This is a genomic window from Methylobacterium brachiatum, from assembly GCF_020523825.1.
Lineage (GTDB): Bacteria > Pseudomonadota > Alphaproteobacteria > Rhizobiales > Beijerinckiaceae > Methylobacterium > Methylobacterium brachiatum.
This window is the reverse complement of sequence record NZ_JAJALK010000002.1, coordinates 282,896-301,380: the sequence shown is the minus strand read 5'-3', so window position 1 is coordinate 301,380 and position 18,485 is coordinate 282,896. Positions and strand designations below refer to the sequence as shown.

At 71.0% G+C, this 18,485-nt stretch carries 16 protein-coding genes; 2 read left to right on the top strand and 14 right to left on the bottom strand.

The genetic code is table 11. From position 1 onward, the window contains the following. Positions 1-268: 268 nt before the first annotated feature. Positions 269-1,657, top strand: coding sequence for a hypothetical protein (locus tag LGR69_RS05135; RefSeq protein WP_230365365.1), 1,389 nt, complete (start codon positions 269-271; stop codon positions 1,655-1,657). Between the two features lie 613 nt (positions 1,658-2,270). On the opposite strand, the gene LGR69_RS05130 is transcribed toward LGR69_RS05135, so the two are convergent. The 12 genes from LGR69_RS05130 to LGR69_RS05075 all read right to left on the bottom strand — a co-directional run bounded on the left by LGR69_RS05130 (position 2,271) and on the right by LGR69_RS05075 (position 14,523). Then, the gene (locus LGR69_RS05130) at positions 2,271-2,540 is read right to left on the bottom strand and encodes a hypothetical protein (RefSeq protein ID WP_007557987.1); all 270 of its coding nucleotides are present in this window, start codon (positions 2,538-2,540) and stop codon (positions 2,271-2,273) included. A 353-nt stretch (positions 2,541-2,893) separates the two neighbouring features. Beyond that, positions 2,894-4,069: an FMNH2-dependent alkanesulfonate monooxygenase gene (gene ssuD, locus LGR69_RS05125; protein WP_007557989.1), complete on the bottom strand. Its 1,176-nt coding sequence runs from the start codon at positions 4,067-4,069 to the stop codon at positions 2,894-2,896. Positions 4,070-4,185: 116 nt separating this feature from the next. Continuing rightward, on the bottom strand, positions 4,186-5,040 hold the full coding sequence (locus tag LGR69_RS05120) for an ABC transporter ATP-binding protein (protein ID WP_230365364.1): 855 nt from the start codon (positions 5,038-5,040) through the stop codon (positions 4,186-4,188). Beyond that, positions 5,040-5,822 carry an aliphatic sulfonate ABC transporter permease SsuC gene (gene ssuC / locus LGR69_RS05115; RefSeq protein ID WP_007557992.1) on the bottom strand — a complete coding sequence of 261 codons (783 nt, stop codon included), beginning with the start codon at positions 5,820-5,822 and terminating at the stop codon, positions 5,040-5,042. The genes LGR69_RS05120 and ssuC overlap by 1 nt, the downstream gene beginning before the upstream one ends. Further along, positions 5,822-6,835 carry a sulfonate ABC transporter substrate-binding protein gene (locus LGR69_RS05110; protein ID WP_007557994.1) on the bottom strand — a complete coding sequence of 338 codons (1,014 nt, stop codon included), beginning with the start codon at positions 6,833-6,835 and terminating at the stop codon, positions 5,822-5,824. Before LGR69_RS05110 ends, ssuC begins: the two co-directional genes overlap by 1 nt. Continuing rightward, positions 6,828-7,778, bottom strand: a complete 951-nt coding sequence (locus tag LGR69_RS05105; protein ID WP_230365362.1) for an aliphatic sulfonate ABC transporter substrate-binding protein — start codon at positions 7,776-7,778, stop codon at positions 6,828-6,830. Before LGR69_RS05105 ends, LGR69_RS05110 begins: the two co-directional genes overlap by 8 nt. An 8-nt stretch (positions 7,779-7,786) precedes the next feature. Then, positions 7,787-8,365: an FMN reductase gene (gene msuE / locus LGR69_RS05100; protein WP_091865129.1), complete on the bottom strand. Its 579-nt coding sequence runs from the start codon at positions 8,363-8,365 to the stop codon at positions 7,787-7,789. Positions 8,366-8,857: 492 nt separating this feature from the next. Then, positions 8,858-9,058 carry a hypothetical protein gene (locus tag LGR69_RS05095; protein WP_050735995.1) on the bottom strand — a complete coding sequence of 67 codons (201 nt, stop codon included), beginning with the start codon at positions 9,056-9,058 and terminating at the stop codon, positions 8,858-8,860. 274 nt (positions 9,059-9,332) lie between these two features. Continuing rightward, a complete protein-coding gene (locus LGR69_RS05090) occupies positions 9,333-10,856 on the bottom strand; it encodes a carbohydrate porin (RefSeq protein ID WP_007558001.1) in 1,524 nt (507 codons plus the stop codon). Positions 10,857-10,931: 75 nt separating this feature from the next. Beyond that, on the bottom strand, positions 10,932-11,867 hold the full coding sequence (locus LGR69_RS05085; protein ID WP_230365361.1) for a Gfo/Idh/MocA family protein: 936 nt from the start codon (positions 11,865-11,867) through the stop codon (positions 10,932-10,934). 1 nt (position 11,868) lies between these two features. Next, positions 11,869-12,849 carry an AraD1 family protein gene (araD1, locus tag LGR69_RS05080; protein ID WP_230365360.1) on the bottom strand — a complete coding sequence of 327 codons (981 nt, stop codon included), beginning with the start codon at positions 12,847-12,849 and terminating at the stop codon, positions 11,869-11,871. A 66-nt stretch (positions 12,850-12,915) separates the two neighbouring features. After that, positions 12,916-14,523, bottom strand: coding sequence for an aldehyde dehydrogenase (NADP(+)) (locus tag LGR69_RS05075; protein WP_230365359.1), 1,608 nt, complete (start codon positions 14,521-14,523; stop codon positions 12,916-12,918). Positions 14,524-14,668: 145 nt separating this feature from the next. On the opposite strand from LGR69_RS05075, the gene LGR69_RS05070 reads away from it, so the two are divergent. Then, positions 14,669-15,409, top strand: a complete 741-nt coding sequence (locus LGR69_RS05070) for a FadR/GntR family transcriptional regulator (protein ID WP_050736000.1) — start codon at positions 14,669-14,671, stop codon at positions 15,407-15,409. 33 nt (positions 15,410-15,442) lie between these two features. Here the strand turns inward: LGR69_RS05070 and LGR69_RS05065 are convergent, their stop codons facing one another. Further along, on the bottom strand, positions 15,443-17,242 hold the full coding sequence (locus LGR69_RS05065) for an IlvD/Edd family dehydratase (RefSeq protein ID WP_230365358.1): 1,800 nt from the start codon (positions 17,240-17,242) through the stop codon (positions 15,443-15,445). After that, positions 17,239-18,393 carry an aldose epimerase family protein gene (locus LGR69_RS05060; protein ID WP_230365357.1) on the bottom strand — a complete coding sequence of 385 codons (1,155 nt, stop codon included), beginning with the start codon at positions 18,391-18,393 and terminating at the stop codon, positions 17,239-17,241. The genes LGR69_RS05065 and LGR69_RS05060 overlap by 4 nt, the downstream gene beginning before the upstream one ends. Positions 18,394-18,485: the final 92 nt, after the last annotated feature.

Genomic DNA, 18,485 nt, shown 5'->3' with positions numbered 1-18,485 from the left:
CACGCACAGGCGTCGCGGAATTTCGGGAATCAGGCTTGCCCGCAGCCTTCTAATCTGATGGCAGTCCGAAGCTTAAATTATCGTGCTGACGGTCAGGGGATAAGGCGGTACTGCCCAGGTTTCAATTAGGTCTTGTGCGCTCTGAACCATGCGGGAACGCGATCCTGGCCGGGCCACTGGGCTATCTCTTTGCTGGGCCTCACGATCATGAGGTAGGATTCCCCTCCCCCGCCTCATGCTCTAAGCCGGCGCCTCACAGGAGCCGCCGATGTCCGCCTCGACCCCCCTGCCCCGTCCCCTGCGCGCCGCGCTCCTGCTCGTCGGCCTCGCCGGGGCCGCGCAGGCCGAGGATGCGCCGTCCATCGCCTGGCCCGAGCCCGGCGGCCGGGCGACGATCAGCCGGGTGTTCAACGGATCCCCGATCACGGTCGGCGTCTCGTCTCGGACCGGCGGCGCGATCGACAGCCTGACCTGGGGCGGCACCGAGTTCATCAACGCCCACGACCACGGCCGCGAGCTGCAATCGGCCTCGTCCTACGACGGCTACGGCGAGTGCCTGAACCCGACCGAGGCGGGCAGCGATTCCGACGGCACGGGCCCGCGCAGCACGACCCTGCTGACGGAGCTGAAACGGGGTCCGGACACGCTCCAGACGCGGTCGCAGATGGCCTACTGGATCGAGCCGGGCCGCGTCACCGGCAGCTGCCCGAAGGGCCCCGGGCCCCATGCCGGGCCTCGTTCGGACGACGTCCTGGCCAAGACCGTCACCCTGGGCGCGGCGGGCGTGGCCAACGCCATCGCGTACCGCGCCACCTACATCACGGCGCAACCCCACGAATCGGCGACCTTCGAGGCGGCGACCGCCTACATGCCGCCGGACTTCACGGCGTTCTGGAACCTCGACCCGGCGACGGGCCAGTCCGCGCCGCTCTCGGCCGGGCCGGGCGAGCAGGGCGTGCCGGTGATCCTGGCGACCCCCGACGGCTCCCGGGCGATGGGTGTCTACAGCCCCGCCCTCCCCCAGGCGACCGTGCCGAATGCCGGGTACGGCCGGTTCAACTTCGCGACCCTTCCGGGGCCGGGCAACGCCACCGTGAAGTGGAACTGCGTCTTCCGGGAGAACAACGTCCCGGCAGGCGCGCACAGCTACACCTGCTACGTGGTGGTCGGCACCCTGCAGGATGTCCGGGCTGGCCTCGTCGCCCTACAGGCGGCCCTCACCGGCGGGCGGGCGCCTCCCCTCCCCGCCGACCCCGCCCCGGCACCTCAGGCGGCGGCCCCGCCGGCCGCGCGGGCTCCGGGCGTGGCGCTCTATGTCGGGACGCAGCAGGGCTGCAATGCCGGCGAGGTGACGATCGACCCAGGCTACAAGGGCTGCGCCACGGCCCCGATCGGCGCCACCCTGGCGCAGCCCTCCTCGCCCGCCGACACGCCGGTCTATGCCGGCACCGCGGCCGGGCTCGATGCCGGCTTGGTCACCAACAACCCGCGCCATCTCGACGCCGGCACGCGGCCGATCGGCTACCTGGCGAGCGCCGGTGCGGGCGGGACGCCGCTCTATGTCGGCCTGCAGGGCGGCTGCAATGCCGGGGTGGTCTCCACCAATCCGGCCCATCTCAATTGCCGCGGCGCCCCGCTGGGGATCGCCGTGCGGTGATGCCGGCCGAGGGCGCCGCCCCGGATCCGGGGCGGCGCGTAGTTGTCGTCCCGAGGGAAAACCTGCGCCCGTCGGGACGCGGTGCTCAGCCCTTCTTGATCAGCGGCACCGGCTGAGCCGGCGGCGTGGTCGCGCAGGCGGCCACGCTCGCCGCCAGAACGGCCAGGACGAGCGCGCGCGTGAGAGGATTCTTCGCGAAACAACGTGCAGTGGATACGAGGCAATCTCCGATTTTCGGCACCGCGGAGGCTAAGGCCGCGCCCGATCTCGGAAAGTGCAGGAATGTCACGGTCCCGATGTTTCGAAATTCTTTGCAGTGCTTACAAAGTAAAGTTGAACAGCTATATCTTCGACATAAGTCGAACTCAATTAATAACCGACGCATGTCGTGCACTATTGCGATCGCATTCACATGATCGGCGGAAAATATCTCACTCTTCGCCGCTCACGGGGCCATCGCGACGGGCTCAAAGAATTTCACGGTCGCCGTCATCACGCGCGGAGCGCAGAGACCCGGGGCAGCGCGACACGCCCGAGCGCTGTGCCACGCCGGGGTGCTTCGCTATGCGCGCGAGAACGGGATGCCGACCCGACAGGTACGGCAGCGGCGGCCTCAGCGCACTTCGCTGACGCGCTTGGTCGCCCGCTTCTCCTGCTTGTAGGCGGTGATCGCCGCGGAGCAGCCGGGCGACAGGTTCTTCATGTTCGCCTTGAAGCAGGCCTCGACCTCGGGGCCGCCGGGCGCGTAGGCGCTGCAATAATCCATGTAGTCGCCGGTGCAGTATTGCTTGAGCGCCTCGCGGGCCGGGGATTGCTCGGCGTGTGCGGCAACCGGGCCGAGGCACAGGCCGATGGTCAGGAGGACCGCCTTGGTCGAGGTCATGGATGTCCTTGTCGCTATCCGGTGATCGCGCGAGCGGGCCGCGCGGTGATAGGCGCGGCACCTGGGCGCCAAGGATGGCGTGACTTTGGCGCGGATGTGCCGAACCTGCGCCATCCCCGCTCTTCCCGCTGTCCACGGGCGACTTCGGCCGGGAAAGCCTTGGTTTCAGAAGGTCATGGCCCTCCTGCGATGGCTGGGTGGAGCCCTGCGTCAGGGCGTCGCCCGGCGTTCGGGGTAGCACGCCCCGAACGCCGCCGAAGGGCGTCCGGCCCTCCGGAAACCCGGTTTCCCGCCCGCCATCCGATCGGTGACGCGGCGATTCCCGCGCAGGCGCGGCAGGTCGGGACGCTGCCTCAGTGCGCCCCGACGCGACGGGCGGGTACGAGATCGTTGGCGATGATCTCGCCGAACGGGCCGTCGTTGCGGGCGTTGCCCGTGGGTCGGCCCGTGGTGGCGCGCAGAGGCAGCTTCGGGAAGACCAGCTCGGCGAAGCGGTAGGCCTCCTCCAGATGCGGGTAGCCCGAGAGGATGAACCGGTCGATCCCGAGGTCGATATATTCCTTCATCCGGTCGGCGACCTGATCGGCCGAGCCGACGAGCGCCGTGCCGGCGCCGCCGCGCACCAGCCCGACCCCGGCCCAGAGGTTGGGGGAGACCACGAGCTTGTCGCGGTTGCCGCCGTGCAGCGCCATCATGCGGCTCTGGCCGACCGAATCCTGCCGCTTCAGGGTCTCCTGAGCCTTGGCGATGGTGGCGTCGTCGAGCTTCGAGATCAGCTTCTCTGCGGCGTCCCAGGCCTCGGCCTCGGTCTCCCGGGCGATCACGTGCAGGCGGATGCCGTACGAGAAGGTCTTGCCCTTGGCCTCCGCGGCCTGACGGGCGGCGGCGATCTTCTCCGCGACCTGGGCCGGGGGCTCGCCCCAGGTGAGGTAGACGTCGCAATGCTCGGCCGCGACCTCCATCCCGGCCGGCGACGAGCCGCCGAAGTAGAGCGGCGGATAGGGCTTCTGCACCGGCGGGAAGATCACCCGGCCGTTCTCGGTGCGCAGGTGCTTGCCCTGGAAGGTCACGGTCTCGCCCGAGAGCAGGCCGCGCCAGATCGTCAGGAACTCGTCGGTGACGGCGTAGCGCTCGTCGTGGGACAGGAACACGCCGTCGCCGGCCAGCTCCACCGGATCGCCGCCGGTGACGACGTTGATCAGGAGGCGCCCGTCCGAGACCCGATCGAGCGTCGCGGTCATGCGGGCCGCCGCGGACGGCTCCATCAGGCCGGGCCGCACCGCCACCAGGAAGCGCAGCCGCTTGGTGAGCGGCGCCAGCGCCGAGGCGACGATCCAGGAATCCTCACAGGAGCGCCCGGTCGGCAGCAGCACGCCGTAATAGCCGAGCTCGTCGGCGCCCTGGGCGATCTGCCGGAGGTAGTCGATCGAGACTTCGCGGGCCCCTTCCTGGGCGCCGAGATAGCGGCCATCGCCGTGGGTCGGCAGGAACCAGAGGACGTCGGCGCGCCCGTCATTCGTCGCGGTCATCGGGGTCTCCATTGCGGCCGTGAGCCGGATGCGGAAAAGCCGGATCCGACTTCTCGCATCCGGCGATCACCAAGAGCTAGGGCAGGCCGCCGCTTCCGGGAAACGGCGGCCCGCGGTCAGAGGGTCGGCTGCGCGCCGAGCAGATGATCGAGGATACGCCCTTCGAGGCGCGCCAGATCCGGATCGCCGCGCCGGCGCGGGCGCGGCACGTCGACCCGCAGGTCGAGGGCGATGCGGCCGGCCTCGACCACCAGGATGCGGTCGGCGAGCGCCACCGCCTCGGCGACGTCGTGGGTGACGAGCAGCGCGGTGAAGCCCTGCGACAGCCAGATCCGCTCGATCAGGTCCTGCATGCCGATGCGGGTCAGCGCGTCGAGGGCGCCGAGGGGCTCGTCGAGCGCCAGCAGGCCTGGCCGGCTCACCAGCGCCCGGGCGAGTGCCACGCGCTGACGCTGGCCGCCCGAGAGGGTCGCGGGCCATTGTCCCGCCTTGTCGGCCAGGCCGACCTCGGCCAGGGCCGCCAGCGCCCGCTCCCGGCGCTCGGCCCGGGAGCCGTGGCCGGAGAGGCCGACCGCGACGTTGTCGACGACCCGGGCCCAGGGCAGCAGGCGCGGCTCCTGGAACATGATCCGCTTCGGCGGCTCGCTCCGGCGCGGGCCGGCCTGCGGCCCTTCCAGGACGATCCGGCCGCCGGTGGGCGTCTCCAGCCCGAGGATCAGCCGCAGCAGGGTGCTCTTGCCGCAGCCGGAGCGCCCGACCACGGCGGTGAAGCCGCCGGCCGGCAGGTACAGGTCGAGCCCCTCGATGACGGCGTGGCCGTCGAAGCTCTTGCGCAGGTCGCGGGCCGTCACGGCGATGCCGCGGCCGGTAGCGTCCGTCGGTCGAGGCGCCGGCGCAGGGGGCGCGTCGGCGACCCGGGTCTCCGGGACGAGATCGGTCGGGGCCTCGCGGCGAAGGGCGTCGAGCAGCATCAGGCGCTCCTGTAGGCGGGGTTCCAGGCGAGGCAGGCGCGCTCGAGCTGGCGCGTCAGCGCGTCCGCGAGCTTGCCCAGGGCGGCGTAGATCAGGATCGCCAGCACCACGACGTCGACCAGCATGAACTCGCGGGCCTGCATGGCCATGTAGCCGAGCCCCGACGAGGCGGAGATCGTCTCGGCGACGATCAGCGTCAGCCACATGATGCCGAGCGCGTAGCGCAGGCCGACGAAGATCGACGGCAGGGCGCCGGGCAGCACCACCTTGGTGAACAGCTCGGTCCGCGACATGCCGTAGACGCGGCCCATCTCCACCAGCGCCGGGTCCACCGAGCGGATGCCGTGCAGGGTGTTGGCGTAGATCGGGAAGAACACGCCGAGCGCCACCAGGAACAGCTTGGCCTCCTCACCGATCCCGAACCACAGGATCACCAGCGGGATCAGCGACAGATGGGGCACGTTGCGCACCATCTGCACCGAGGTGTCGGTCAGCTGTTCCGACAGGCGGGAGAGACCGTTGGCGAGGCCCAGCGCGAAGCCGATGCCGCCGCCCACCGCGAAGCCCGACAGGGCCCGCAGGGTGCTGACCCAGAGGTTGGTCCAGAGCTCACCGGTGCGCCCGGCCTCCCAGCCCGCCCGGACCACGTCCAGGGGCGCCGGCATGAACCGGTTGGAGACGAGGCCGGCGGAGACCGCGGCCTGCCAGCCCAGCAGGATCGCGACCGGCAGGAGCCAGGGCACGGCGGTATCGCGCAGGCGGTCGAGGGCAGTCGGTCGCATCAACGGTTCTCCGCCCGGCGCTCGGGCTGTGTCCAGACCGCGTCGGCCACGCGGATCGGCTTCGGCAGCAGGCCGAGGCTATGGAAGGCGTCGGCCACCCGCTGCTGGTCGGCCACCGCCGCGGCATCCAGGGGTGTGACCCCGTAGGACAAGCGGTCGAGGGCGACGCGGAGCACGGGGGCTGGAATGCCCACGGAGGGCGCAAGTTCCGCCGCCACGGTCTCGGCATGGCCGGCCGCCCAGGTATCGACCTCCCCGATCGCCTTGAGGACAATCGCGACGATCTCCGAATTGGCATCTGTGAAGCCGCGGCGGGACAGGTAGAATTGGCGGTTGGGCGCGAGGCCCTGCGCATCCGCCAGCACCCGGGCGCCGGTGGCCCGCTCGGCGGCGGCGAGATAGGGATCCCAGATCGCCCAGGCGTCGACCGATCCGCGCACGAAGGCGGCGTTGGCGTCGGCCGGGGCCAGGAAGGCGAACTTCACCGCGTCGTAGGGCAGGCCGGCCTGCTCCAGCGCCCGCACCACCAGGAAGTGGACGTTCGAGCCCTTGTTCAGGGCGAGCGTCCGGCCGCGCAGGTCGGCGACGCTGCGGACCGGGCTGTCCTTGGGCACCAGGATCGCCTCGCCCCGGGGAGCCGGCGGCTCGGTGGCGACGTAGCGCAGCTCCGCGCTCGCGGCCTGCGCGAAGATCGGGGGCGCCTCGCCGGCCGAGCCGAAATCCACCGCCCCAGCATTCAGGGCCTCCATCAGCGGCGGCCCGGACGGGAATTCCGACCACGCCACCGTGTAGCCGAGGGGCTGGAGCGCCGTCTCGAGGGTGCCGCGACCCTTCAGCAGCACGAGGGAGCCGTATTTCTGGTAGCCGACCCGGACGGTGCCGCCCGCGGCCAGGGCCGGGCGCAGGGTACTGGCCGCCGCGAGGCCGAGCCCCGCGGACAGGAGGCGGCGACGGGTCGGCGCGAGCCCGAACGGGCTTGGGGAGGACGGACGATCGGGCATGCGCTCAGCCATTGCGGGCGGGTGCCGTCCAGACCGCTTCGGCGACGTGGATCGGCTTCGGGATCAGCTTCAGGGCGTAGAACCGGTCGGCGATGGCCTGCTGCTCGGCGGTGACGCGCGCGGTCATCGGGCCGATCACGAAATCGTTGCGGTCCACCGCCCGCCGAGTGGCCGGCAGCGGCACGCCGGTGCCCTGCGACAGGATCGCGGCGACGTCGCCGCGGTTCTGCCGGCACCAAGCCGCCACCTCGCCCAGCGCGTCGATCGCCGCGGTGAGCACCGGGCCGTGCGCCTCCGCGAAGGCCCGGTTCGCGACGAGGAAATTGTTCTGCGGGGTGATCTCGCTGGCCAGGGCCAGCACGCGCACGCCGTCCTGCTCCTCGGCGATGGCGAGATAGGGGTCCCAGGTCGTCCAGGCGTCGATGCCGCCGCGGGCGAAGGCCGCCGCGGCATCGGCCGGCGCCAGCAGGACCGGCTCGATATCGGTGTAGCTCAGCCCCGCCTTCTCCAGGGCCGCCACCGTGAGGTTGTGCGCGCTCGTCGCCTTGGCGAAGGCGACGCGCCTGCCCTTCAGGTCGGCGAGGCTGCGCAGGGTCGAGCCCTTGGGCAGGAGGATCCCGGCGCCGGAACCGCCCCCTTCCTGGGCCGCCACGTAGACGAGGTTGGAGCGCCCGGCCTGGGCGAAGATCGGCGGCGCGTCGCCGAGCAGGCCGAAGTCCAGCCCATCGACGGACAGGGCCTCGGCCAGGGGCGGACCGAACGAGAACTCGACCCAGCGCACCCGGTGGCCCAGGGAGTCCAGGCGCCGCTCGATGATCCCCTGCTGCTTGGCCACCACCAGGATGCCGTTCTTCTGGTAGCCGATGCGCAGCAGGCCGGGCTCGGCCGCGCGAGCGCCCCGGAGAGCCGGAACGGCCGCAAGGGACGCGGCCAGGAAGGTGCGGCGGTCGAGCATCGCCGGGCTCACTCGGCGGCGGCGAGTTCGGCCGGGCCGGTCGTGGCGGCCGCCCGGTGCAGCAGCAGGGCGGCGAGCTGGGCGCCGGCCTCCGCGGCGCGGGCACGCACCCCGGCCTCGACCAGCACGCCGTCGCTGAAATCCGCGTCGGACGCGTAGACCGCGGTCGGGATCTGCAGCGCGCCGAAGAAGCCGAAGAGCGGACGGAAGGCGTGCTCGACCACCAGGGCATGGCGGGCGCCGCCGCCGGTGGCCACGATGGCCACGGGCTTGCCGGCCAGCGCATTGGGATCGACCAGATCGAACAGGTGCTTGAACAGGCCGGTATAGGCGCCCTTGTAGACCGGCGAGCCGACCACGAGCCCGTCCGCCTCCTCGATCGCGTCGAGCACCCGGCGGGCCGGCAGCGGCAGCTGATCGCGGGTCCAGGCGGCCCCGAGGCCAGTGCCGGCATCGACGAAGTCGAAGATGCGCCCGTCGAACGTCGCCTGGGCGCAGGCCTCGTGCAGCACCGCGTCGACCAGCGTGCGGGTCTTGGACGGCCGCTGAACATTCGCGCTCAGCCCGACGAGTCTCGGTCGTGTCATTGCAGAAGCCTTGCGACAATGCCGGGCCGTCCTGCTCGATGACGAGCGGCAGTGACGCGACCGGTTATCCGAATAGGCCGCTAGAATTGCTGGCTGCACTGCACAACGTCAATGAAACCGCTTTTCGAATTCGGCGCGAATAGAAAAATGTTCTCCTCGCAAACGCCGATTGGAAGCGTGATTTCATCTCGCGTTTTGCGCGCTCCGCCGGCGAATGGCCGCCCGATAGGACGCGCGGCCCGCTTTCGACGCGGGTTCGCTCCATCGCTCGGCTTCGAGAGAGAACCGTATGCCCCCGATGGGTCTGTTCGGAGATCGATCGTTCTGTCGGGCCGGCCCTGCTGCCGAGCCCGATTCCGCTGATCGCGCTCGGGCGCACGAAAAAGGGCCAGCCTCGGCGGCTGGCCCTGATCGTCCGACGGCGTCGAAAGGGTCGCCTCCAGCCTCACCATCGCCGCAGCCACTGCGCCGCGACGGTGAGGGCCGCTGGGCTTACTCGGCTGCGGTCATCTCGGCCGTGAAGTGGCCGCACCAATCGTTGGTCGTGACGACCGGCCACAGGCCCTTGGATTCCGGAGCCGGCTGGCTGACCGGCGGGTTGAAGCGGCACAGGCCGGCATCGCCCTGGGCGCTCGCGCCGTTGCCCTTGTGCTCGTCGAAGAACTTGCAGCTCTCGCAGTTCGCGCTGGCCATGTCGGATGCTCCGTGTCGGTTCGGCGGCGTGCCGTTCTCTCTTGCGAATTAGAACAGCTACAATCTGCAGGACAACCTGCGACCGGGGGCGTGGTTCCACGCGCGGACCGGGGCGTCGAATATTCCGGCCCTCCCCTCCTTGCCCGCGCAGAGCGCGCTCCGCTGAAACGCGATCGGCGCGCACGAAGGCTTCCGCGCGCGCCGATCGGCTGACACATCCGCCCGCGCACCCGCCGAGGGCGGAGTCGCGGGCGGTGTCGTGATGCGCCTGGGGTCAGAGGCTCCCCGGGCCCTTGGCCAGGCCGCCCAGCGTGAACAGGTCGACCGAGAGCTTCGCGCCGATGACGAAGGCGTCCGGGATCGGCTTCGGCCGGAGCGGGAAGCGGGTCTGATCCGGGCCGATCACGTATTGCAGGTTCGGCATCAGCCGCACCGCCGGGGTGAGCTGGATGCCGTAGCTCAGCTCGAGGATGGTCTGCAGCGTGTCGACGTTGCGGCTGCTCAGCCCGTAGGAAGCCCGGGCCGCCCGGATCCCGGCCGAGCCGAGGGGCGAGAGCTTCTCCATGGCGAACACGAACCCGAGGGTGTCGTAGGGCCGGCCCGGGAAGGTGCCGGTCAGGACGGCGCCGCCCTCCAGGAAGTAATCCTGGATCTGCCGCCCACCGGTGCCGCCCAACGCGACGCCGAACACCGACAGGCCTTGCGCGCTGGTCGGATCCGGACGCCACACCATCTGGTCGAACCGGGCATAGACCGCCGACCGACCGAACCGCGTCAGCGGGTCGAGATCGCTGAACACGCGCAGGCCGCCGCGCACGTCGTAGACCGGATCCTTATAATCGGACTGATCGAAGACCACGCCGACACTGTAGTTGCGCGGGAGCGGGTCGTTGCCGAAATTGGTCGAGTAGCCCGCCTCCACCGGGATCAGGACGCCGGTGGCGCCCCGGGTCGACCAGTCGATGCCGTTCTGGTTGGCCTGCTGGTCGCGGGGATTCACCTCGTAGACGCCGGCATGGACAAACACCTTGTCGGTGAGCCAGGCCTTGGCATGGGCGCCCCAGGTTGAGATCGGCCAATAGGTGAAGTTTGTCAGCTTGAAGATCGATTTCGGTGCGCCGCAGGTTGCGTTGTTCTGGAAATTGCAATAGAGCGGCGAGCCAAGGAAGTTCGGATTGGCCAATAGGCGGCCGACCTCGATGTCGAGGCGGTTGTCGAACAGCTTCTGCTCGTAGGAGACCGAGGTGAGGTGTGCCGTCTGGCCGCCGCCGTAGATCTCCTGCACGCTTCCGTCGAAGCCGATGCGGTCTTGCGCAAGGCTGCGACCGTGACGCTGGGTCACGATGGTGTGGAACGAGCCGCCGTCGATCCCGGCGAGCCGGCCGAGGTCGGCGTCGAGACCGAACACGACCTGGCCGGCATAGGCCGATCCCTGCCGGATGCCGCCGGACGGGTTCGCGGCGAATTCGCCGGTGTAGTTCAGGATCATGCTGATCCCGTTGCCGAGATAGAACGTCCCCGGCGGCAGGCCGGGCGGTGTCGCGCTGCTGCCCTGCACGTCGATCGAGGCCGCCGCGCTGCTGGCGCCAGCCGCGCTCCGCGACTCGCGGATGGTCCGCCGCCGCGCGCGATTCGCCCGATACTTGGCCTTCGCGGCCGGGCTCGCCTTCGGGCCCGGGTTCACCAAGCTCGGCCCGCCGTCAGGCGCGTCCGCATCCTGAGCCTCGGCCGAGCGGATGCCCCCCGAGAGTGTCGCGGCGCACAATGCGAGCGCCGCCCATCGCGTGTACTTTCCCATAACAGTGACTCCCCCTTAGTAACGCGCGGCCCTGATTGGCTCTGTCGCGTTGGTGTTCCGCCGGGATCCCTCCGGTCAGTCCGTGAAGGCCTCCACGGTGCGGCGCTCGCCGCGCAGGAAAGCGTCGGCGACGTGGATCAGCGGGTTCAGGTCGACGTCGCTCGTGCCGGATCGGACGAGGGCGGCGAAACGGTCGTAGAGGCCGCGATATTCGGCCTCCGGCGGCAGCGGCTGCGGCTTGCCGTCGATGGTGAGGACGCCGCCGCCTTCCGAGAGCACCAGCAGGCCGTCCTCGGTGTCGACGCGGATGTCCCAGGTCTGCGGGCCGGTCTGGCGCCAGTCGAACACCGCCTGGATCGAGGTGCCGGCGGCGTCGGCGAAGCTCAGGTCGGCGGCGATCGGCGCCTGCCGGTTCTCCGGGACCGAGAGGGTCGCGCCGGTGAGGAAGAAGGGCGGCAGGATGTGGGTGGCGATCGACAGGGCGTTGATCCCCGGATCGAACACGCCCATGCCCCCGGCCTGCCAGATCCAGGCCTGGTTCGGATGCCAGTGCCGGACATCCTCCATCCAGGCGATCGCCACCGACCGGATCCGGCGGCCCGACAGCCACTGGCGCGCCGGCTCGACGCCGGGGGCGTAGCGGGAGTGCCAGCTGGCGAACAGGCTGACGCCCCGCGCCCGCGCGGCCTCGACCAGGATTCCGACCTCCGCCAGGGTCGCCCCGGGGGGCTTCTCCAGGAAGACGTGCCGGCCGGCCTCGATCGCCTCGAGGGCGGCGGAGAAGCGCACCTGGGGCGGCTGGCACAGGGCGACCGCGTCCAGGTCGGGCTGCCCCGCCAGCATCTCGGTCAGCGTGTGGTAGTTCGGCACGCCCTCGAAGCGGCCTTCGCGGCTCGCCACGGCGGTCAGGGTGTAGTCCAGCGAAGCGCCGATGACCGGCAGGTGCTGGTCGCGGGCGATCTTGCCGACGCCGACCAGACCGATGCGGATCGTCCCGTTCGAAGCCGACATCTCAGAGAACCTTCACGGACAGGTCGCGGGCGGGCGCCACCGCCAGGGGGGTGCGCAGCGGCAGGGTGAAGGGGGCCGCCTCGATCTCGAACACGTCCCCGGGCCGCGCCGTGACGCCGTCGCTGAACGACAGGGTCGCGGTGCCGAAGAAGTGGACGTGCAGGTCGCCGGGGCGGCGGAACTGGGGGTATTTGAAGTGGTGCCGCTCGAGGTTCTCGATCGTGTGGGACATGTTCGCCTCACCCGAGAGGAACGGCTTCTCCCACAGCACGGCGCCGTCGCGCCGGATTCGGCTGGAGCCGCGCACGTCGGCGGGCAGAGCCCCCAGCCACAGTTCCGGGCCGAGCGCCGCCGGACGGAGCTTCGAATGGGCGAGCCACAGGTAATTGCCGCGCTCGGTCACATGGTCCGAGAACTCGTTCGCCAGGGCGAAGCCGAGGCGCACCGGCGTACCGTCCGCGTCGATCAGGTAGAGGCCGGCGATCTCCGGCTCCTCGCTGCCGTCGAGGGCGAAGGCGGGCGACAGGAGCGGCTCGCCGGTGCCGACGATCGCGTCGCCGTCGCCCTTGTAGAACCATTCGGGCTGGACCCCGGTCTCGCCAAGGGCGGGCTTGCCGCCCTCCACGCCCATCTGGAACATCCGCATGGAATCGGTCGGGGCCGGGTCCGCCGCCGCGGCGCGATGCATCTTGTCGCGACCCTCCGCGGAGCCGAGATGCGTCAGGCCGGTGCCGCTGAGCAGCAGATGCGCGGGATCCGGATGATCGACCGGCGGCAGCAGCCGCACGGCGTCGAGATCCACGGTGTCGCCGAGGCCGAGCCGGGTTGCCGTCTCGGCCAGGCTGTCGCCCGCCGCCAGGGCTCGCCGGGCGAGGTCGAGGACGCTGTCCGCGCCGACCACGACCCGCGCCTCGCCCCCCAGCAGGATCGCGACACCCCGCCGCCCGTCGGGGGCGCGGAATTGTAGGAGTGATTGCCCCATCTCGGTTCTCCCAGGGCCGGCCTTCATCGGGCCGGCTCGAAATCAGGTGTGCCGCGCGTCGGCGCGTCAGCGGTCGAAGGCCGGGCTGATGGTGCCGTCGACCCTGCGGGTGAGATGCCAGGGATTGTCCGGGCGCAGGGGCTGCGGCAGCAGCGCGTCGGGCAGGTCCTGGTAGCAGACCGGTCGCAGGAACCGCTCGATCGCCAGGGTGCCGACCGAGGTGCTGCGCCCGTCGGACGTCGCCGGGAACGGCCCGCCATGGACCATCGCGGGCGCCACCTCCACGCCGGTGGGCCAGCCATTGGCCAGGATCCGGCCGGCCTTGCGGGCGAGCGCCGGGACCAGGCCGGCGGCGATGTGCTCGTCGGCGCGGTCGAGATGCAGGGTCGCGGTGAGCTGGCCCGGGAGCGCCGCGACGATGCGCTTGACCTCGTCGAGATCCGCGGCCGCCACCAGGATCGCGGCGGGGCCGAACATCTCCTCCGTGAGGCCGGCATCCGCCAGGAACCGCGCCCCGTCGGTGCGCAGCAGGGCCGCGGGCGCGCCGCCCGGGCCGGCCGTCGCCCCGCGCGCCGCCACGGTCACGCCCGGGCGGGCCGCCATCTCGGCGACGCCGCGCTCGAAGCGAGTGCGGATGTCGGCGGTCAGCATCGCGTGCGGCGCGCTCTCGCGGATCGCCGCCGCGGCTGCCTCCGCGAAGGCGTCGAGATCGGAACCCGCGATACCGATCAGCAGGCCCGGATTGGTGCAGAACTGCCCCGCCCCCATCGTCAGGGACTGGACGAAGCCGGTCGCCAGCGCGGTGCTCCGCGCCCGCAAGGCGCCGGGCAGCAGCAGGACGGGATTGACCGCGCTCATCTCGGCATAGACCGGGATCGGCTCGGGGCGTCCCGCCGCCACCCGCATCAGGGCGAGGCCGCCCCCGCGCGAGCCGGTGAAGCCCACCGCCTTGATCCGCGCATCGGCGACAAGCGCCGTCCCGAGGACGTTCGACGGCCCCGGCAGATAGGAGAACACGCCCGGATGCAGGTCGCTGGCCGCGACGGCCGCCCGGATCGCCCGGGCTACCAGCTCGCCGGTTCCGGGATGGGCCGGGTGGCCCTTGACCACGACCGGGCAACCGGCGGCCAGCGCCGAGGCGGTGTCACCCCCGGCTACCGAGAAGGCGAGCGGGAAGTTGCTGGCGCCGAACACGGCAACCGGGCCGAGGGCGACGTGGCGCCGGCGCAGATCGGGGCGCGGCAGAGGCGTGCGCTTGGGCTGCGCCGGATCGATCGTGGCCTGGACCCAGTCGCCCGCGCGGACGACATGCGCGAACAGACGCAGCTGGCCGATGGTGCGGGCGCGCTCCCCCTCGAGCCGGGCTCGCGGCAGCCCGGTCTCGGCCATGGCCCGCTCGATCAGCGAATCGCCGAGATCGCCCACGGCCTGGGCGACGGTCTCCAGGAAGCCGGCGCGCAGCTCGGGCGTCGATTCGGAGAAGCTCGGGAACGCCGCATCCGCAAGCGCGCAGGCGGCCTCGACCTGCGCCGGCCCGGCGGCCGAGAAGGCCGGCTCCAGCGCCGCCCCGCTTGCGGGATCGACGGCCCGGAACGTATCGGTCGTGGTCGCATCCTCGGCGCCGATCAGGATCGTGCCGCGGATCTCCGCGTTCGCACTCAGCTCTTTACTCATACAAATAACTTAGAGCAGTTGTGCAGTGGCTGCAAGCGTCGCGGCACTATGATGCCTGCGGGTGTCGGCGCTTGCGCTCCTACAACTTCCAGGTACGATCGCGGCGATCCTGCCCCGTCCTGGCGGCTCGGACTGGAGGTGTCGGGTGAGGGGGGATCCTGGGTACGAGGATATCAAGCTGCCGCTGGCCTCGGGCTCGCGCCGGATTCACGGCTCGGTCGCCCGCGATCTCGGCGTCGCGATCCTGGCCGGCCGGTACGCGCCGGGAGACGTGCTGCCCGGCGAGATCGAATTCTCGGAGCAGTTGAAGGTCTCGCGCACCGCCTATCGCGAGGCGGTGCGCATCCTGAGCGCCAAGGGGCTGGTCGAGAGCCGGCCCCGCACCGGGACTCGGGTGACCCAGCGCAGCCGCTGGAACCTGCTCGATCCCGACATCCTCGCCTGGGCCTTCGAGGCGGAGCCCAGCGAAACGTTCATCCGGGACCTGTTCGAGCTGCGGATGATCGTCGAGCCGGCGGCGGCGGCCCTGGCGGCCGAGCGGCGCTCGGGGCTCGACATCTCCCGGATGGGTCACGCCCTGGAGGAGATGGGCCGCTACGGCCTCGCCACCGAGATCGGGCGGGCCGCCGACCAGTCGTTCCACAACACGATCCTGGAAGCGGCCCGCAACGGGCCGCTGATGGCCCTGTCGAGTTCCATCGCAGCTGCCGTGACTTGGACGACGATCTTCAAGCAGCGTCGCAGCGCCCTGCCCCGTGACCCGATGCCGGATCACCGGATCCTGTACGAGGCGATCGTGGCCGGGGATCCCGCGGCGGCGCGGGCGGCGATGACCGAACTCGTCCGCCTCGCACTCGCCGACACCGAGCTCTCGCTGAAAGCGTGAGCCCCGCCGCCGGGATGGCGGCGGGGCTTCCCGTCAGTGGTTGTCCCGCGGGACGCCGTTGGTCTGAGCAATCCGCTGGAAGCGCTCGGCGCCCTCCAGGATCGCACCGGTGTGCATCTGCCCGACGGTTGCGCGCTGGATCGCCTGCCACGGGGTCTGGGACGCCGGATAGGCGTATCCCCCGGCTTCCTCCAGGGCCTTGCGCCGGCGCTCGATCTCGTCCGCGTCGAGCAGCATGTCGGCGGTGCCGCGCTTCAGGTCGATCCGCACCCGGTCGCCGGTGCGCAGCAGCGCGAGGCCGCCGCCCACCGCCGCCTCGGGCGAGGCGTTGAGGATCGAGGGCGAGGCCGAGGTGCCGGATTGCCGCCCGTCGCCCAGGCAGGGCAGCGCGTGCACGCCGGAGCGGATCAGGTAGGCGGGCGGGCGCATGTTCACCACTTCCGCCGCACCCGGATAGCCGACCGGGCCGGCGCCGCGCATGATCAGGATGCTGTTCTCGTCGACCGCCAGCGCCGGGTCGTCGATCCGGTGGTGGTAATCCTCCGGACCGTCGAACACCACGGCCCGGCCCTCGAACGCCTCCGGATCCTCGGGATTCGACAGGTAGCGCTCGCGGAACTTCTCGCCGATCACGCTGGTCTTCATGATCGCCGCGTCGAACAGGTTGCCGCGCAGCACCAGGAAGCCCGCGGCCTCCTTCAGCGGCCGGTCGATCGGCCGGATCACATCCTCGTCCTCGATCACCGCGTCGCGGCAATTGTCGCCGATGCTGCGGCCGTTCACCGTCAGGGCGTTCTCGTGGAGCAGCCCGCGCCGCATCAGCTGCGCGGCCACCGCCGGGAGGCCGCCCGCGCGGTAATAATCCTCGCCGAGATACTCGCCCGCCGGCTGCAGGTTGACCAGGAGCGGCACGTCGAGGCCGTGGGTCTGCCAGTCGGCGATGTCGAGCTCGACCCCCGCGTGGCGGGCGAGCGCGGCCAGGTGGATCGGGGCGTTGGTGGAGCCGCCGATCGCCGAGTTGAGCACGATCGCGTTGAGGAACGCCTCGCGGGTCAGGATGTCGGTCGGCTTGAGGTCCTCCGCCACCATCTCGACGATGCGCTTGCCGGTGCGGTAGGCGACTTCCTGCCGGTCGCGGTAGGGCGCCGGGATCGCCGCCGAGCCCGGCAGCATCATGCCGAGCGCCTCCGCGAGGGCGTTCATGGTCGTCGCCGTACCCATCGTGTTGCAGTAGCCGGTGGAGGGGGCGGACGAGGTGACCAGCTTGATGAAGCCCTCGTGGTCGATCTCCCCGGCAGCCAGCATCTGGCGCGCGCGCCACACGATGGTCCCGGAACCGGTGCGCTGGCCCTTGTACCAGCCGTTGAGCATCGGGCCGACCGACAGGGCGATGGCCGGGATGTTCACGGTGGCGGCCCCCATCAGGCAGGCCGGGGTGGTCTTATCGCAACCGGTGGTCAGGACCACGCCGTCGAGGGGGTACCCGTACAGGAGCTCGACCAGGCCGAGATAGGCGAGGTTGCGGTCGAGGCCGGCGGTGGGCCGCTTGCCGGTCTCCTGAATCGGATGGACCGGGAATTCGAGCACGATGCCGCCGGCCTCGCGGATGCCCTCGCGCACGCGCTCCGCCAGGACGAGGTGGTGCCGGTTGCACGGCGACAGGTCGGACCCGGTCTGGGCGATGCCGATGATCGGCCGGCCCGAACGCAGCTCCTCCAGGCTCAGCCCGAAGTTCAGGTAGCGCTCCAGGTAGAGCGCCGTCATGTCGATATTGTCGGGGTTGTCGAACCAGGCGCGCGAACGCAGGGGCCGGGTCTTCGGGTGATCGGTCATTTCTCGTGGGTCCGGTGGGCGGAGCTGGTGGAGAAGCGGTAGGTTATGACGTTCCGGTAGGTCGCGCCCGGGTCGAGCCGGGCCGAGCCGAAGGCCGGCTGGTTCGGCGTGTCGGGGAACAGCTCCGGCTCGAGCGCCAGGGCATCCGATTGCCGGTAAGCGAGGCCGGATTTGCCCACCGCGGTCGCGTCGAGGAAGTTGCCCGCGTAGAACTGGATGCCGGGCTGGTTGCTGGCGACCTCGAGGACCCGGCCGGATGCGGGATCCTCGACCCGGGCGACGAGGTGCGGCTCGGCGGTGGGCTTATCGGTCACGACCCAGTTGTGATCGTAGCCGCGCCCGCGCACGATCTGGATGTCCCGCCCGTCGCGGATGCGCGCGCCGATCACCGTCGGTGTGCGGAAGTCGAACGGCGTGCCCGCCACCGGGACATGCTCGCCCGTGGGGATCAGCGTGGCGTCGACCGGGGTGTAGCGCTCGGCCGGGATGGTCAGGATGTTGTCCAGGATCGAACGCCCCGAGCCTTCGCCGGCGAGATTGAAGAAGCTGTGATTGGTCAGGTTGACGATGGTCGGCTTGTCGGTGGTCGCCTGATAGGTGACCGTCAGCGTGTTGGCGGCGTCCAGCGCGTAGGTCGCCGTGACCGTGAGCGTGCCGGGATACCCCTCCTCGCCGTCGGGGCTGACGTAACGCAGGGTGACCGACGGCGTGGCGCCGCCCTTGACCTCGGTGATGGTCCAGAGCCGCTTGTCGAAGCCGGCGGTGCCGCCGTGCAGGGCGTTCGGACCGTCATTGGTCGCGAGCGTGTAGGTCTGGCCGTCGAGGGTGAAGCGGCCGGCCCGGATCCGGTTCGCGTACCGGCCGATGCTGGCCCCGAAATAGTTGGGCTTGGCCAGGTAGCTGGCGAGATCCTTGTAGCCGAGGACGATGTCGGCGGGCTTTCCGGCGCGGTCCGGGACTTCGAGGGTCCGCAGCAGGGCGCCCCAGGAGATCACCCGGGCGGTGACGCCCTTGCCGTTGGTGAGCGTCACCTCTTCGACCGTGCGGCCGTCCGGCAGGGTGCCGAACACGGTCCGGACCGGCTCGGATGCCTGGGCGACCGCAGGGATCGCCGCGCAGGCGCCCAGCGCGACAGCTCCGACTCCACGCATCCGCTCCCCCCTCAAGACGCTCGCTCCCGCCTGGCCGACCGTGCCCCGGCCCTCGCGGGTGCCGCGGTTGACGTCCGCAATTCCGCTATATA